Raw genomic sequence first — 13,899 nt, forward strand, 5'->3', positions numbered from 1 at the left:
GGCCTGCTTCTTCCCCGGGAAGAGAGAGGGGTGTCGTTCTTGTTCTCTTCCTCCCCCCCCCACCCCCCCCCCCCCCCCCCCCCCCCCCACCCCCCCCCCCCCCGCGCTTGCTGCCCGGTCGCTGGCTTCCGACTCAGCGACCGGTGTCCTGGGGCGTCAGCCGAGCCGCGCCTTCAGATGGTCGAGCTCGACCCGCAGCGAGGCCGGCACGGTGTCGCCGAGCTTGGCGAACCACTCCTCGATCAGCGGGATCTCCGCCTTCCACTCCTCGGCGTCGACGTTCAGCGCGATCTCGAGCTCGTGGTCGGTCAGGTCCAGCCCGGAGACATCCAGCGAGCCCGGCGCGGGCACCCGGCCGACCGGAGTCTCGATCGCGTCCGCCTGGCCCTCGAGCCGCTCGATGACCCACTTCAGCACCCGGCTGTTCTCGCCGAACCCCGGCCAGACGAACTTGCCCGCCTCGTCCTTGCGGAACCAGTTCACGTAGAAGATCTTCGGCAGCTGGGCCGCGTCGTGGTCCTTGCCGACCGTGAGCCAGTGGTCGAAGTACTTGCCCGCGTCGTATCCGAGGAACGGCAGCATCGCCATCGGGTCACGCCGTACGACGCCGACCTTGCCGACCGCGGCCGCGGTGGTCTCCGACGACAGCGTCGCGCCCATGAACACGCCGTGCGCCCAGTCCCGCGACTCGGTCACCAGCGGCACCGTGGTGGCGCGGCGGCCACCGAAGATGATCGCCGAGATCGGCACGCCGTTCGGGTCCTCGTACTCGTCGGCGATGATCGGGCACTGCTTGATCGGCGTGCAGAACCGGCTGTTCGGGTGGCTCGACAGCTCGCCGGAGTCCGGCGTCCACTCGCGACCCTTCCAGTCGGTCAGGTGGTTCGGCGGGGTCGGCGAGTAGCCCTCCCACCAGACGTCACCGTCGTCGGTGAGCGCGACGTTGGTGAAGACCGAGTTGCCCTTCTCGACCGTGCGCATCGCGTTCGGGTTGGTCTTCCAGCCGGTGCCGGGGGCAACCCCGAACAGGCCGAACTCGGGGTTGACGGCGTACAGGCGGCCGTCCTTGCCGAACCGCATCCAGGCGATGTCGTCGCCGAGCGTCTCGACCTCCCAGCCCTCCAGCGTCGGGTCGAGCATCGCCAGGTTGGTCTTGCCGCAGGCGCTCGGGAACGCGGCCGCGACGTAGTGGACCTTCTTCTCCGGCGAGATCAGCTTGAGGATCAGCATGTGCTCGGCCAGCCAGCCCTCGTCACGGGCCATCGCGCTCGCGATGCGCAGTGAGTAGCACTTCTTGCCGAGCAGCGAGTTGCCGCCGTACCCGGAGCCGTACGACCAGATCGCGCGCTCCTCGGGGAACTGCACGATGTACTTCTCGTCGTTGCACGGCCACGGAACGTCTTTCGTGCCGGGAGCCAGCGGAGCGCCGACGGAGTGCAGGCAGGGCACGTACTTGGCGTCGGTGCCCATCTTCGCGAGCACTTCGGCGCCCGTGCGGGCCATGATCCGCATCGACGCGACGACGTACGCCGAGTCGGTGATCTCGACGCCGAACATCGGCTTCTCCGCGGTCAACGGCCCCATGCAGAACGGGACGACGTACATCGTCCGGCCGCGCATCGAGCCGCGGTACAGGCCGGTCATCAGGGCCTTCATCTCGGCCGGCGCCATCCAGTTGTTGGTCGGGCCGGTATCGGCCTCGTCGACCGAACAGATGAACGTGCGCTGCTCGACCCGGGCGACGTCCGAGGGGTCGGTGCGGACCCAGAACGAGTTCGGCTTCTTCTCCTCGTTCAGCCGGACCATGGTGCCGACGTCGATCAGCTCGGCGGTCAGCTTGGCGTACTCCGCGTCCGAGCCGTCCATCCAGTGGATCCGGTCGGGCTGCGTCAGTTCGGCGACCTCGGCGACCCAGGCCAGCAGGCCGGCGTGGTGGGTCGGGGCGTCAGTCAGGTCGTACGTCTTCTTCTGGTCCTCGGCTTTGAGGGGGTCCGGGGCGTCGGCGGGGAGGTCGGCTTCGGTATGGGTCGGGCTGGCGGTAGTCGTCATTCGCGGCTCATTCCCTCTCGGCTGTCGGGCCCGGTGGCCGCCCGGCCCCTCGACGCTGAGGGGGGTACGGCTCCGGCCGCCGGGGTCTCCGGCGGTTCGATTCAGCTGGCTGGCGGTGTGATCTCTCGCATACCAGTGCGTCCAGTGGACGTATACCAGTGAGCAAGTGGTACTACGGTACGGGATCGAACCGAGTGCTGAGAACCCCTAGAAAGTGAACCCGGTCACAAAGTTTTCGCGACAATCGCTTTCCGGTGAACCTTGTGAAAATGAGAACGGCCCGCGCTGTTCGCGCGGGCCGTTCACCGAAGATTCGTCGGTGATCAGGTGGTCTGACGCCAGATGTCGTTGACGACCCGCTGGACGTCCGGCTCCTCGCCGGAGGTGTTTGTGGTGACCGCGGTGCCGACCAGCCACCACTGGCCGCCGCTCAGGAACGCCCTCGTCATCGTCACGGCGTACGGCGAGGTCTTGCGCTCGGTCAGCCAGGTCCGCGCATCCTTCGCGGTCGCGGGCGCCGGCATCTTGAAGACCTTCGTCCACTGCTGGTCGAACGCCGCCCGGTCCGCCAGGCAGCCGGCGAGGCTCGCGCACGGGTGCAGCGCGAGCCGTGCGTCGATCGAGTTCTTCAGGACCTCGGAGTACTCGGACTTGGTCTGGATCCGCCGGTAGACGACCGAGGAGGACTCGCCGAGGAACGTCACCTGCGGCGGCCGCGGCCAACCGAGCGCGATCGGCAACTCGGCGTTCGTGATCACCTGGAGGTCGGTGCCGGCCGGATACGTGGCGCCGAACACGCCGGGAGCTCCGTCCGGCCGTTTGTACGGGGCGGTGGTGATCTTCTCGATCGCGGGGAGGAGCACGGGCGACGGGTAGGCGCTGGGGCTGACCGCGGCGACGGGTGCGGCTTCGGTCGGCTCGTCCTTGACGGAACTGCCGATCGCGGTGCCGACGGAGTAGGTCACGGTGAACACGATCAGGACGATGAGGGCGGCGACCACGTAGATCCCGGCCCCGATCTTCTTGCGGTACTCCCGCGCAACCTCGATCTTCGACTGCGGCTGCCCGGGTGCCGGCTCGGACTGCGGTCCTGGTTGCGGGTGGTCGGCGTACGAGGGGGTCGCCTGGTTGCCGTCGTACGGCGGGATGCTCGGCGGCATTGCGCCGTACCGACTGAGCTGGGCCCGGACCGCCTGCAGCGACTCGTCGTCGTTCCCGAGGACTCCGTCGAGCGGGTCGATCAAGCGTTCGGCGCCGGTCTGGCCTGGGATCAACTGCGTGATCGCGTACGGGTGAACGGAGTTGAAGTTCGCCGCCCACAACGGGGTCTCGAGCCGCGCGGGTTCGAGCGCGGCGTCGCGCCCCGCCCGCACCAGCCGATCCCGCACCGTCGCATCCCGCGCGCCGGCGTCACTCAACAGCAGAGCAACGACCTCCATCCCGGTGAAGCTGCGCCCATGCCACAACTCCGCCAGCGGATGCAGCAGCAGCCGCTGGTCGAACTGGTACCCGGGAATCACCGGCGTACTGTCGCTCACTTCGTCTCCCAGATCGCCCGGTCCGCCAGCACCAGCGCCACCTTCTCAGCCGTGTCCGCATCAATCGGATTGGCCGTGTAGTCCACCTGTACGACGATGTCCGCGCGCTGAACGAGCGTCCGCACGGTCCACGCCTCCCCGCCGATACCGCTCGCGCCCCGACTGGCCTTGGTCGGATACGGACGATCCGGCACCGCGTCCATCGGCGATCGGCTGAAGACCTGCTTGGCCATCTGCTCCGGCGTGAACGGCGCATTGCCCGCGCCGGCGTCGCGTCCGCCGTACGGCGTGATCGTCAGCTTCACGGCCGCCGCCGTATACGCGCTCACCTTGCTCCGGCTGCTCCCCGCCTCGCAGGTGATCGACGTACTGCCGCCCTGCACCATGGTGACCTTCGCAGCACCACTCGATGCCTTAGGCAACAGGCTGGACACGTCACCGACCCGAGCACACAGATCAGCCGGCATCGATCGAGCCGGCACGATGTCCTCCGGCTGCACCGGCTCACCCACAGCAAACCCGATCCCGGCCCCCGCAACCGCGGCCACCCCGCACCCGATCGCCGTACCCCGAACCAGTCGACTAGCCATGCCCGCGACCCTAGCCACGCGAAGGTCCTCCCTACCGGTCAGCTGCCCGCCTCCGACGCACAACACCCCCACCCGGTTCCACCCCGACCGGGTTCACCCATGCCCACCCCACGGGACGCCAACGCGCCAGCGACTCCCAACCGCAGTCGGGTCGTTGATCCAACCCACTCAGCTCGGGGCAGGCACAGCTCTGTCCACGATCGTCTCCGCCGAACCGACCGCCGTACTGCGCTTAGTCGAGCAGGGTCTTCACCGAGCCGGCGGACTCGGAGAGCCTGGCGCCGAGGCCGTTCAGGGCGTCGCCGACCGTCGCGAGGATGCCGGACAGGTCCTGCAGATTGCCGGCCAGGCTCTCGACCTCGTCCGCGACCCCGCCGATCTGCCCACTGCCGTCGTCAGCTTCTTCGCCGCCGCATCCCCGATGCCCGGGATCTTGTCCAGCTCCCCGGCCAGCCCCGAAAGCATGCCTGCGGCATCTTTCAGCTTGTCCTTGGCCGCGCTCATCGTGTTCGCGCTCCCGGTCAGCGCCTTCCGCGCACCGCCCTCGCCGTCATCCCCGACCAGCGCACCCGCCGCCTTCGCCGCCTGCTCCCCGGCCTCAGCCAGCCCCGACCCGATCGTCATCAGCAGATCAGGCAGCTTCCCAATGAATCCGACCGCACCGTCCGGCAGCTCCCGTACCAAGTCCAGGACCTTCTGGAAGTCGTCCGAGTTCTCCATCACGAACCCGACCGCCTCCTTCACGTCCCCCAGATCGCGCCCGCCCAGCAAGTCCTCGATACCCACCTCCGGATGCTAGAGCCGCCGTACCCCACCCCCTCCGATTGAGCCCCCACCACCCCCGGCGAGTCGCACGCCAGAGCCGATTGGCTTCCACCCACCTCCCCCATGTATCGTTACTCGACGTTGTCCAGCGCTCGTAGCTCAACGGATAGAGCATCTGACTACGGATCAGAAGGTTGGGGGTTCGAATCCCTCCGAGCGCGCAAACAAAACCCCAGGTCAGCCAGGTGGATGACCCGGGGTTTTCGCGTTCCTGAGGGTGGTTGACCCCCACGGCTGACCCAACGTCACTCGCCGTCCTGCTCGAACAGGAACCCGAGCTTGTCCACGGCGCCCCGCTGAAGGTCCTCCGCCACGTCGACATAGATGGTCTTCGTCGTCCGGGGGTCCTCGTGCCCGAGGATGTCCTGAATCTGCTCCAGCGGAACCCCCTGGCTCCACAGCAGAGAGGCGCAGGAGTGTCGGAGGTCGTGGAATCGGATCCGCCGAACTCCGCTCAAGGCACAGAGCTTGTCGAAGTGCCGATTGATGTTCCGAGGCTCAAACGGCGTCCCGAGGCTCGTCGTGAACACGTAGTCGCCCTCCTTCCAGCTTCGGCCGGCCTCCTCACGGTCCGCGTCCTGTGCGCGACGGTGATCGCGCAGGACCTTGAGCAACGGTGCGGGAAGCGGGATGACCCGAGCCGAGCCGTCGGTCTTGACCGGGCCAAGTCGCTCGACCCACTCCCGCCGATCCTGTGGTCCGCCAGTAGATCCGCGACACCTGTCCGCCAACTGATCCGCGACGGGCTAGAAACCTGGCGACCGCCGAGGGGCCGCCAACGCACGGATCTGCCGAGCTCAGTGCGTTCCCTTGGCGTACTGTTCCCGCCGGGACCACCTTTGAGGCGACCTATCGAGCATCCCGGAGGTAGAGGCGGACTGCGGCGGCGACGACCTCGTCGCTGCTCTGACCCGACTTCGTGGCGAGCTCAGCCACGCTCTCGGCGAGGTCTTTGGGGAGGCGGACGTCGGCGCGGGCGCGCTCGAGATCCCCGCTGCCGAACTTCATGAGGGCCGCCACGACCACGGTGCCCAGCACGTCGAGGATGGCCACGACCCCGAGGATCCGGTGGTAGTAGCCGCCCTCGGCCGGGGTGAACCCCGCAATGAGTGCGCTGGCCATGGCGGCAAGGACAGCGGCGAGGGCGAGCGTGCCATCGAGGATGCGGCGCACCCCTGGTCGTGCGCGCTCGCCGAGGGTCAGCAGGAGGCCGGCCTGGGCGAGTGTGGCCGCGACGGCAGTGCCTATCCCGAAGGTCTTGAGGATTCCCTCGGACGGGCCGTGCTCCACGTCGCCCCAGATCATCAGGAGAGCGGTGACCAGGGGGACCAGCACGATGACCCCGCCTGCCACCCCCACCGGTTGAGACGGCCGGCCGGCGGTGGCGAGGTAGCACAGCACGGCGATGCTGACTACTCCGACGAGCAGAGTGGTCAGCAGGACGCGGAACTGGGTCTGGCCGAACTCCCCGCCGCGCAGCAGCGCGATGATGCCCAGGAGGGCAGCGAGGGAGAAGGAGCCGATCGTGACACGCACGATCACCTTGCGGATCGGCGCCGTGCCCGGTGGCGTAGACGTTGCGATGACTGACCGTGGCATCCCATCCCCCTGACTCACGCGTGGTCGGTCGGGCGTCCGTGACGGCCGATCAGATGCCAGTCGCGGGGCGATTTCTGGTCGCCCGCCCGGTGCGCGAGATACCGCATCACTAGCACGACCACGCCGGTGGTGAGCACGCTGGACAGGAGCACCTCGTCGCGTGACAACCCGTCGATGTTCGGCTGCAATTCCTCGTCGGTAGCCCAGCCGAACAGCACCTCGCTGGTGACCAACCCGACGCCGAAGCACGCGACGGTCGTGATCGCGGTCGCCAACAGCCGGTATGCCACACCCTTGCCTACGACCAACGCGGCGATTACACCAAAGCCGAGCGACATGGCACCGAGCAGAGCTAGTCCCTGAAGTCCCAAATCCCACTGCATGACAGTGCCTCCCTTCTGGGGTCTGTCTCATTCCATCGTCGGTCGGCGCCCTCGCCCTAGACAGAGGCGATGTGCCCGGCGTGGAGGGTCCATCAACACGATGGACAGCGACGAAAACCCTCACGGCTGTCTGGTTCCGCGCCGAGTGAGTAGACATGCCAGAGCGTCCGCCGCGATTCGGAGTTGGCCGGTGTGCACCGGCTCGTCTCCTGGCTGCGTCTGGTTCCACACGCCGATCCGATCGAGATCCGAACACGCGGCGAGTTGCCCCTGCAGTACCTCGCAAGCGTGGCCGGCTAGTGGGTGTGTCGGTAAGAACGCTGTCACCGGCCGCAAACGAGCTGGAGGACTGACCCCGGCCAGCCGGGAGTATGCGGCCTGTGGATCGATCGGTCGAGATTGATGAGCTGGTTGAGGCGATCTGGTGGCTCAAGCTCAGAGCGAACGGACACCGAAGCACTTGGCTGACGGGGCGCGTTGCCGGCCTGGAAGCCTTGTCGTCCAAGTGGCCCAGGACCGCTCGGGTGTAGGGACTTGACCCCGGAGGGCTTTGGACCCTAGGGGCCGGGCCACCCCAGGACGAGACTCGAAATATGACCAAGCATCTGAGCATCCGTCACGACCTGCGGGGGCGGCCGGAATCCCGCGTCGGCCGGCGGGCGATTATGTTCGCAGGATTCTCCGTCGCTGGCATCGTCCTGCTCGTGCTCTCCTTCGCGTTCGGCATTGTCGAACCAGCCGACAGCTACACCGACAGCGGAGCCCAGCTCGTGTGGGGCCTGGGCATCTGGGTGTGCGCGGTCGCGGCTTTCGTCTCCGGCCTGGTCGCGATCGTCCGTCACCACGAGCGGTCATGGATGGTCGTGCTGGCCACCGCTCTAGGCCTGCTTCCCGTTGCCCTGCTGCTCTCGGAGATCGCACTGGGCAAGTTCTGACCCTGCTCCGTGTCCCGTGAGAGGAGTTTCCGATGACCGAGACGCACACCCGGCCCGGATCGGCCCCCGAGGTGATCGGCGCCGACTTGACCCGAACCGCTCGCACGACCGGGCTGCTGTACCTCGGGCTGGCCGTCACCGGCGTTCTCGGGTTCATGCTTGTCCGCGGCAGGCTCTACGTCGCCGATGACCCCCGCGGCACGTTGTCCAACCTGGTCGAACACACGTCGATGGCGCGCCTTGGCATCGTGCTCGAGCTGGGCATCGTGCTGACCCAGGCCCTCGCGGCCGTGTGGTTCTACCGCCTGTTCCGCAGCGTCGACATGTTCGCCGCAGGGTTGGTCGCGGTGTTCGGGATGGTCAACGCGGTGGCGATCCTGGGCAGCGCGGCGATGCTCGCCACGGCCCTGGACGTCGCTGATGACCGGTCGTTGGCCGTGTCCGGCGGTGCGGCTGCCACCGTTCAGCTGCTGTACGTCATCAGCGGTCATCTCTGGGGAGTAGCGGGCCTGTTCTTCGGTCTGTGGCTGATCCCGATGGGCTGGCTCGTGGTGCGCTCGCGGTGGCTGCCGAAGTTGTTGGGCCAGGTCCTGATGGCGGGCGGTGTGGGCTACGTGCTCAGCACCTTCGTCGGCTACGCGTTCCCGAATGCCGATCTCGTGGCCGGGTTGCTGACCGTCCCCGCGACCATCGGTGAACTCTGGATGGTCGGATACCTGGTCGTCTTCGGGGTCCGCGACCACGCTCGGCCGGATCGAGAGAGCGCCCGGGTTGCGGCTAACTGAGCGGACGTCAGCCACCGGTGCCGCCCGGCTGCCGGGCCACTGGTTATCCCGTCTTGCCCCGGAGACAGCAAAGTTGGCAGTCAGGTCTCTCCTCGCGTTGGACATCCGACCGGGGAAGAACGGCAGTTCCACGGTAGGACTTACGCCTCTGTCTGATCGTGGAACGACAGAGAAGGCTTGAGCTGGAAGCGGATAGCCCGTGTCCGGCATCGGGTGACGCGGACTCGAGCAGCTAGGAGGTCATCATGTCCGCCACGACCGACTACCAGGACTACTGGATCAACCCACGGATCAAGATCGGCGCACTGTGGGCATCCACGTTGTTTGTCTTTGTGTACGTGGACTTGTTCAGTCTGTTCCGACGCGACGTGCGTGCCGACATCGAGGCCGGCAAGATGTTCGCCTTCACCATCGGACAAGGTTTCTTGCTGGGCATGACCATCTACATCCTGATTCCCAGCCTGATGGTGTTCCTCAGCCTCACTCTGCCAGTGAGGGTCACGCGGATCGCGAACATCGTCCTGGCGGTCCTCTACGCCATCACGATCGCAGGCGGCGCCATCGGCGAGTGGAACTACTACATCCTCGGCAGCCTGGCCGAGGCCGCTTTGCTGGCAGGTGTCGCCTACTACGCGTGGACCTGGCCGAAGGCGACCGCCGCTGTCGCCGCCCCGTCAGCCGAGTCCCCGGCCGGCACACGAGTGCACCCTGCGCTGAAGGTGCGCGGGCAGCCCCCAGACACCCGCTTCTGAGCCTCAGGAAACCCGGAGGCTCAGAAGAAGGAGACGCCTTGGCGACGAAGGTAGGAGGTCAGACTCCCACGTACCTGGCCGCGGGCTGCCAAAGGTGTCCTCAGGGCAAGCTAGCTGAGCTCAGCATGAACGCGCCAGCCGGTCCACGGCATCCCACCAGTCCCATGCCTCACCGCAGCAGCGAGTGTCGTGCACCTGCCGAATAGGCCCTCAGCGCGACAGTGCACGACACAGAATTCAGCGCTCTAAGGTCAAGCACCGTGAGACCCGCGAGGTCGTCGTAGGCGGGGTGCTCGGCTCGATCACCCATCCCGAGGTCGTCATTGCCGGCCTCTACACCACTGCCGGCGAGCTGGTGGTGGTCGGGCGCACCGTCGCGCTCAAACCCGACCAGGCCGCCCAGCTCGCCGCCGTACTCACCGCCGCGGGGCTCGGTCATCCCTGGCCGGACGAGATCACCTCCTACCGGTGGGGCGGCCCGGACTCCCATAAGCCCCTCATCAAGGTCGAACCGACCGCCGTGGCCGAGGTCACCGCCGACGCCGCGACCCAGGCCGGACAGGCGCGGCACGGGATGCGCTACGTGCGGCTGCGCCCCGACCTTCGGCCCGAGGACCTGCCGAGGTTTGCGGGCGGGGTTGGCGGTGGCTGATCGGGCGTGGATCGTGGAGGCGTGGAGATAGACGCGGCGGTCGTCGAGCTGTACGGGTTGCCACCCGAGCAGTTCGTGGCTGCCCGCAACCAGCTGGCGAACGCGGTTCGCGACCGCGGTGACGAGGTGGCCGCGGCTGCGATCGTTGCCCTGCGCAAGCCGACGGTCGCCGCGTGGCTGGCCAACCAGTTGGTCTGTGCCGACCCGGACGGGATTCATGCCCTGACCGAGCATGGGGAGCGGCTGCGCCAGACCTACCTGACGGCCGCCGGCGCCCGCCGGCGCGAACTCACCCGGCAGCGCCACGACCTGGTCCGTCATCTCGTCCGCGCCGCGGGCCAGCGCGCCGCCGGCCGCAGGCGTGTTACCGCCGAGACCCCGGAGCGGCTGACCGAGACCCTCGACGCCGCTCTCGTCGACCCCGGCGCCGCCCAGTTATTGCGGAGCGGGCAGCTGACCAGCGCGCTGCGCCACGTCGGGTTCGGCGTCGTCGACGAGAACGGTGACCCGGCCCAGCTCGCCCCGATCCGGCCCCGGGTCGTCCGCCGCTCCCAGCCTGTGCCCAGGGCCCCGGCGCCGAAGCCTGCGAAGCGATCCGCCGCGCCAACCGCCGGACGGGCCAACGTCGACCGGACCTCGACCGGCTCAACGACCAACTCGAGAAGACCCGCGAAGCCCTCCGCGACGCCCGCAAACAACTCCCGCGACTGCAACGCGCGTTCCACCTAGCCGCTCGCAACGCCGCCGCCATCCGGAAACGCCGCGACACCGAGCAACAGCGACTGAACACGCTGGAACACTGAGCCAGCACCTTGTTCGTGTGAGGCTTCGTGCATGGCGGCCGACCAGCACGAAGAACCGGGCGAACCCCCCGGCGATCCAGTGCTCGGGCAGCCCCGGATGGTCGACGACCCCCGGATCTCTATCGCGCAAGCAGCCGTTGTCCTGGGCAAGAAACCCGCCCAGGTCCACCGGTATGGCGCGCTCGGCCGGCTGCCCCGGCACGGCCCGCCGAACAACGGCCGACCGCTATTCCTGTCGGACGTCGAGGCGCTGCGCGACAAGGGCGAACCGATCCCGCCGAAACACGCCGCCCACATGCTCGGTCGATCGCCCAAGGCCACCCTCGAGCCCGTCGCCGACGGCCACCTGCGACTCGTCCCCGGCACGAAGTCGATGGTCTACCCGGCCGACCTCGCGGCCATCACGGCCGCGAAACCCCAACCGCTCCGGCACCCCGCAGGCCCACCCGGCTACCCCAACACCAAACAGACCGCTGAACGACTGAGGCTCACCGCAATCTACGTCACCCAGCTGGCCGGAGACGAGAAACTGCCGGCCGTCTTCCAGGACCGGCAGTGGTGGTTCGACCCCCAGCGGATCGAGATGATCCGCCGCGCGCGACGGGCGCGGCGCGATCGAGTGGTCGCCCGGCCGCTCCGCGCGGCGGCCGCTCAGGTCAGTCGATCGGGTTCGGGTGACAGTTCTTTCCCTCCCGCCAGACCCAGATGAGACCCGACACCGGCCGCTCGTACGACAGTGGCCAGCCCCCCGGGTCGCCGACCCTGCGATGCGTCCGCTGCGCGGCCCGGATGCAGTCGAGGAAGTATTAGTCTTGCCACTTGTCGCTGGGACCGCCCCTGCAACCGGATGACCGGTCCCCGGTCGACGGCGGCCATCAGAACTGCTCGGCCCGGCGCAGCTCCGCCTGCGGGACCCAGGAGACCTTGCCATCTTTCCCCTTGACCCGCCCTAGCCAGGTTCCTTGCTCGAAGATCCAGGCGTCCAGGAACCCGGCCGGCTGCGAGGCCTTCTCCACCGGCACCGGCGGGTCGACCCGCCGGACATGGTCCGGTGACCGCGGCCGGTACGCGTCGTACTGCAGCTCCAGGTCCGCTGCGAGCCGATGCGCGGCCTGTTCGGACAGGCCCGCTCCCCGGCTGCCGTTCGCCGCGTTGTCCCAGACCGACCAGTCCCCGTCGCCCGAACCCTCGCGCACATTGAACCGACCGACCATGGCGCAGGATGCCACACAATCGAAAGTATGTTCTGGGTATCTGCTTTAGTGCAGTAGATTGTGGGCGTGGACGGGGCGTCTGAGGGTCATCCGGTCGGCGGGGTTGACTATCCGCGGACTTACCAGGAGCTGCTCGCGTGGTTCCCCGACGATGCGGCGTGCCTGGAGTACCTGGCCGCGGTGCGGTGGCCGGACGGGTTCGTCTGCCCGGCGTGTGGCGGCCGGGCTGCGTGGCGCACCGGCCGGGGCCTGTGAATGTGTCAGGACTGCGGCCGCAAGACCTCGCTGACGGCCGCGACGATCTTCCACCGGACCCGCACGCCGCTGTCGTCGTGGTTCGCGGCGATCTGGTTCGTTACCTCGCAGAAGAACGGCATCTCCGCGCAAGGGCTGCAGCGGGTGCTCGGGTTCGGCTCCTACGAGACTGCCTGGGCCTGGATGCACAAGCTGCGCCGCGCCATGGTCCGCCCCGACCGCGACCGGCTGAGCGGTGTCGTCGAGGTAGACGAGACCTTCGTCGGCGGGGTCAGCACCGGCCACCTAGGGGCCAGCAGCGACAAGGTCGCGGTGATGGTCGCGGCCGAGAAAGTCAACGGGGCAGGAGACTCGGCCGGATCCGGCTCGAGGTCGCCGAACGACCCGCCACGCTGGAGCTGGTCGAGTTCGCCCAACGCATGATCGAGCCCGCCTCGACGATCCGCACCGACGGCGCCCAGATGATGCGCCGGCTCGCGAAGCTGGGCTACACCCACGAGTACGCCACCGGCTACAACGCGCCCGACCCGACCGCCGTGCTCCCCGGCGTCCACCTGGTCGCCTCACTGCTCAAGCGCTGGCTCACCGGCACCCTGCACTACGCAGTCGCCGACCACCAGCTGCCCTACTACCTCGACGAGTACACCTTCCGGTTCAACCGCCGCACCGCTCGCAGCCGCGGCCTGCTCTTCTACCGACTCCTCCAGCAGGCGGTCAACACCGACCCCGCACCCCTGCCCACCCTCCTCAAGCCCGGCCAGCAGCGAGCACTGCACTGAAGGAGCTGCCCAGAAAGTATGTTCTAGCGGCGGAAGTAAGACGCGATCGCTCAAACACGAGACTGGAGCACGTTGCCTGCGGGATAGTGGATGCCTAAGCCACCTCACCGGAGGGGGACACACATGAAGCGACTTCTCGCACTTGGCGCGTTAACGGCCGCCGCGGTCGCGTTGCCCGCGTTGCCAGCCGTCGCCGACGCCCCGCCCGGACATGGTCTGGAGACGTTCACCGTCGCCTGCGCCGAGGGCGCGATCACCGTCGTCGGCACGCCCGGCGACTCGGCGAGCCGGTGGATCGATGACCAGCACATGGTCCTGCTATTAATCACCTTTACGCCTACCGGGGGCGTAGAAATCGTCGCTAAGACATTCGGCAAGAAGACTGGCCTTGCCTCGAACGCGGTCAGCTGCACGGTGACGGACCCGGACGGCACCGCCACCGTGGTACGGGCGCCCGTGCCGCCGGCGGGATAGCACATCCGGCGGCGAGCAGTTAGCCCGAGTCCGTACCAGGGCGTGCGGTGGATCCACATGTTGGACGCGAAAGTATGAGGCGTAGTTGTGCCCGTCGCAGATGATGCCTCCGACGGCCAGGTGCTGGTATTCGGGAAGCAACCGGTCAGCGCTCGAGGGGAACCGAGTCGGGCACTGCACTAAAGCAGATACGCAGAAAGTATGTTCCCTTAAGCCTTCGTAACGATGTCTTTGATGTAGCTGACGTGGTTACATGCCGCCTAGCG

15 protein-coding genes, 1 tRNA gene and 1 pseudogene are annotated in these 13,899 nt (G+C 67.9%); 9 read left to right on the forward strand and 8 right to left on the reverse strand.

Annotation, left to right across the window (positions count from 1 at the left end):
* Nucleotides 1–156 precede the first annotated feature (156 nt).
* The 4 genes from ACZ3HV_RS04645 to ACZ3HV_RS04660 form a co-directional block, all read right to left on the reverse strand.
* A complete protein-coding gene (locus ACZ3HV_RS04645; RefSeq protein WP_465680899.1) occupies nucleotides 157–2,049 on the reverse strand; it encodes a phosphoenolpyruvate carboxykinase (GTP) in 1,893 nt (630 codons plus the stop codon).
* Between the two features lie 323 nt (nucleotides 2,050–2,372).
* The gene (locus ACZ3HV_RS04650; RefSeq protein ID WP_465680901.1) at nucleotides 2,373–3,587 is read right to left on the reverse strand and encodes a hypothetical protein; all 1,215 of its coding nucleotides are present in this window, start codon (nucleotides 3,585–3,587) and stop codon (nucleotides 2,373–2,375) included.
* The gene (locus ACZ3HV_RS04655) at nucleotides 3,584–4,177 is read right to left on the reverse strand and encodes a hypothetical protein (RefSeq protein WP_465680903.1); all 594 of its coding nucleotides are present in this window, start codon (nucleotides 4,175–4,177) and stop codon (nucleotides 3,584–3,586) included. Before ACZ3HV_RS04655 ends, ACZ3HV_RS04650 begins: the two co-directional genes overlap by 4 nt.
* Nucleotides 4,178–4,468: 291 nt before the next feature.
* On the reverse strand, nucleotides 4,469–4,963 hold the full coding sequence (locus ACZ3HV_RS04660; RefSeq protein ID WP_465680905.1) for a hypothetical protein: 495 nt from the start codon (nucleotides 4,961–4,963) through the stop codon (nucleotides 4,469–4,471).
* Nucleotides 4,964–5,090: 127 nt separating this feature from the next.
* Here ACZ3HV_RS04660 and ACZ3HV_RS04665 point away from each other — a divergent pair.
* Nucleotides 5,091–5,163 (forward strand) — tRNA-Arg (locus ACZ3HV_RS04665).
* Between the two features lie 84 nt (nucleotides 5,164–5,247).
* Here the strand turns inward: ACZ3HV_RS04665 and ACZ3HV_RS04670 are convergent.
* The 3 genes from ACZ3HV_RS04670 to ACZ3HV_RS04680 all read right to left on the reverse strand — a co-directional run bounded on the left by ACZ3HV_RS04670 (nucleotide 5,248) and on the right by ACZ3HV_RS04680 (nucleotide 6,984).
* A complete protein-coding gene (locus ACZ3HV_RS04670; RefSeq protein WP_465680907.1) occupies nucleotides 5,248–5,733 on the reverse strand; it encodes a tyrosine-type recombinase/integrase in 486 nt (161 codons plus the stop codon).
* 118 nt (nucleotides 5,734–5,851) lie between these two features.
* A complete protein-coding gene (locus ACZ3HV_RS04675; protein ID WP_465680909.1) occupies nucleotides 5,852–6,601 on the reverse strand; it encodes a ribbon-helix-helix domain-containing protein in 750 nt (249 codons plus the stop codon).
* Between the two features lie 14 nt (nucleotides 6,602–6,615).
* Entirely contained in the window at nucleotides 6,616–6,984 is a 369-nt protein-coding gene (locus ACZ3HV_RS04680; protein ID WP_465680911.1) for a hypothetical protein, read from the reverse strand.
* Nucleotides 6,985–7,577: 593 nt separating this feature from the next.
* On the opposite strand from ACZ3HV_RS04680, the gene ACZ3HV_RS04685 reads away from it, so the two are divergent.
* The 6 genes from ACZ3HV_RS04685 (at nucleotide 7,578) to ACZ3HV_RS04710 (ending at nucleotide 11,620) form a co-directional block, all read left to right on the forward strand.
* Nucleotides 7,578–7,919 (forward strand): hypothetical protein, encoded by a 342-nt coding sequence (locus tag ACZ3HV_RS04685; RefSeq protein ID WP_465680913.1) that lies wholly within the window; start codon nucleotides 7,578–7,580, stop codon nucleotides 7,917–7,919.
* 32 nt (nucleotides 7,920–7,951) lie between these two features.
* Complete coding sequence (locus ACZ3HV_RS04690) at nucleotides 7,952–8,704, forward strand: DUF4386 domain-containing protein (protein ID WP_465680915.1); 753 nt, start codon at nucleotides 7,952–7,954, stop codon at nucleotides 8,702–8,704.
* Nucleotides 8,705–8,949: 245 nt separating this feature from the next.
* Nucleotides 8,950–9,456: a DUF6326 family protein gene (locus tag ACZ3HV_RS04695; RefSeq protein ID WP_465680916.1), complete on the forward strand. Its 507-nt coding sequence runs from the start codon at nucleotides 8,950–8,952 to the stop codon at nucleotides 9,454–9,456.
* 289 nt (nucleotides 9,457–9,745) lie between these two features.
* Nucleotides 9,746–10,108, forward strand: a complete 363-nt coding sequence (locus tag ACZ3HV_RS04700) for a hypothetical protein (RefSeq protein ID WP_465680918.1) — start codon at nucleotides 9,746–9,748, stop codon at nucleotides 10,106–10,108.
* Between the two features lie 21 nt (nucleotides 10,109–10,129).
* Nucleotides 10,130–10,837, forward strand: coding sequence for a hypothetical protein (locus ACZ3HV_RS04705; protein WP_465680920.1), 708 nt, complete (start codon nucleotides 10,130–10,132; stop codon nucleotides 10,835–10,837).
* 105 nt (nucleotides 10,838–10,942) lie between these two features.
* Nucleotides 10,943–11,620, forward strand: a complete 678-nt coding sequence (locus ACZ3HV_RS04710) for a hypothetical protein (RefSeq protein WP_465680922.1) — start codon at nucleotides 10,943–10,945, stop codon at nucleotides 11,618–11,620.
* Between the two features lie 166 nt (nucleotides 11,621–11,786).
* On the opposite strand, the gene ACZ3HV_RS04715 is transcribed toward ACZ3HV_RS04710, so the two are convergent.
* On the reverse strand, nucleotides 11,787–12,125 hold the full coding sequence (locus ACZ3HV_RS04715; protein WP_465680924.1) for a hypothetical protein: 339 nt from the start codon (nucleotides 12,123–12,125) through the stop codon (nucleotides 11,787–11,789).
* Between the two features lie 66 nt (nucleotides 12,126–12,191).
* Between ACZ3HV_RS04715 and ACZ3HV_RS04720 the strand changes: the two are divergent.
* Nucleotides 12,192–13,159 (forward strand): annotated as a pseudogene (locus ACZ3HV_RS04720) (IS1595 family transposase).
* A 123-nt stretch (nucleotides 13,160–13,282) separates the two neighbouring features.
* Nucleotides 13,283–13,633, forward strand: coding sequence for a hypothetical protein (locus ACZ3HV_RS04725; RefSeq protein WP_465680926.1), 351 nt, complete (start codon nucleotides 13,283–13,285; stop codon nucleotides 13,631–13,633).
* Nucleotides 13,634–13,899 lie beyond the last annotated feature (266 nt).

Source organism: Kribbella sp. NPDC020701, from assembly GCF_055562215.1.

Coding starts and splice junctions, on each gene's coding strand:
- ACZ3HV_RS04725 (WP_465680926.1), top strand. CDS start 13,283: ATGAAGCGACTTCTCGCACTTGGCGCGTTAACGGCCGCCGCGGTCGCG.
- ACZ3HV_RS04690 (WP_465680915.1), top strand. CDS start 7,952: ATGACCGAGACGCACACCCGGCCCGGATCGGCCCCCGAGGTGATCGGC.
- ACZ3HV_RS04655 (WP_465680903.1), bottom strand. CDS start 4,177: ATGGCTAGTCGACTGGTTCGGGGTACGGCGATCGGGTGCGGGGTGGCC.
- ACZ3HV_RS04710 (WP_465680922.1), top strand. CDS start 10,943: ATGGCGGCCGACCAGCACGAAGAACCGGGCGAACCCCCCGGCGATCCA.
- ACZ3HV_RS04685 (WP_465680913.1), top strand. CDS start 7,578: ATGACCAAGCATCTGAGCATCCGTCACGACCTGCGGGGGCGGCCGGAA.
- ACZ3HV_RS04645 (WP_465680899.1), bottom strand. CDS start 2,049: ATGACGACTACCGCCAGCCCGACCCATACCGAAGCCGACCTCCCCGCC.
- ACZ3HV_RS04695 (WP_465680916.1), top strand. CDS start 8,950: ATGTCCGCCACGACCGACTACCAGGACTACTGGATCAACCCACGGATC.
- ACZ3HV_RS04715 (WP_465680924.1), bottom strand. CDS start 12,125: ATGGTCGGTCGGTTCAATGTGCGCGAGGGTTCGGGCGACGGGGACTGG.
- ACZ3HV_RS04675 (WP_465680909.1), bottom strand. CDS start 6,601: ATGCCACGGTCAGTCATCGCAACGTCTACGCCACCGGGCACGGCGCCG.
- ACZ3HV_RS04680 (WP_465680911.1), bottom strand. CDS start 6,984: ATGCAGTGGGATTTGGGACTTCAGGGACTAGCTCTGCTCGGTGCCATG.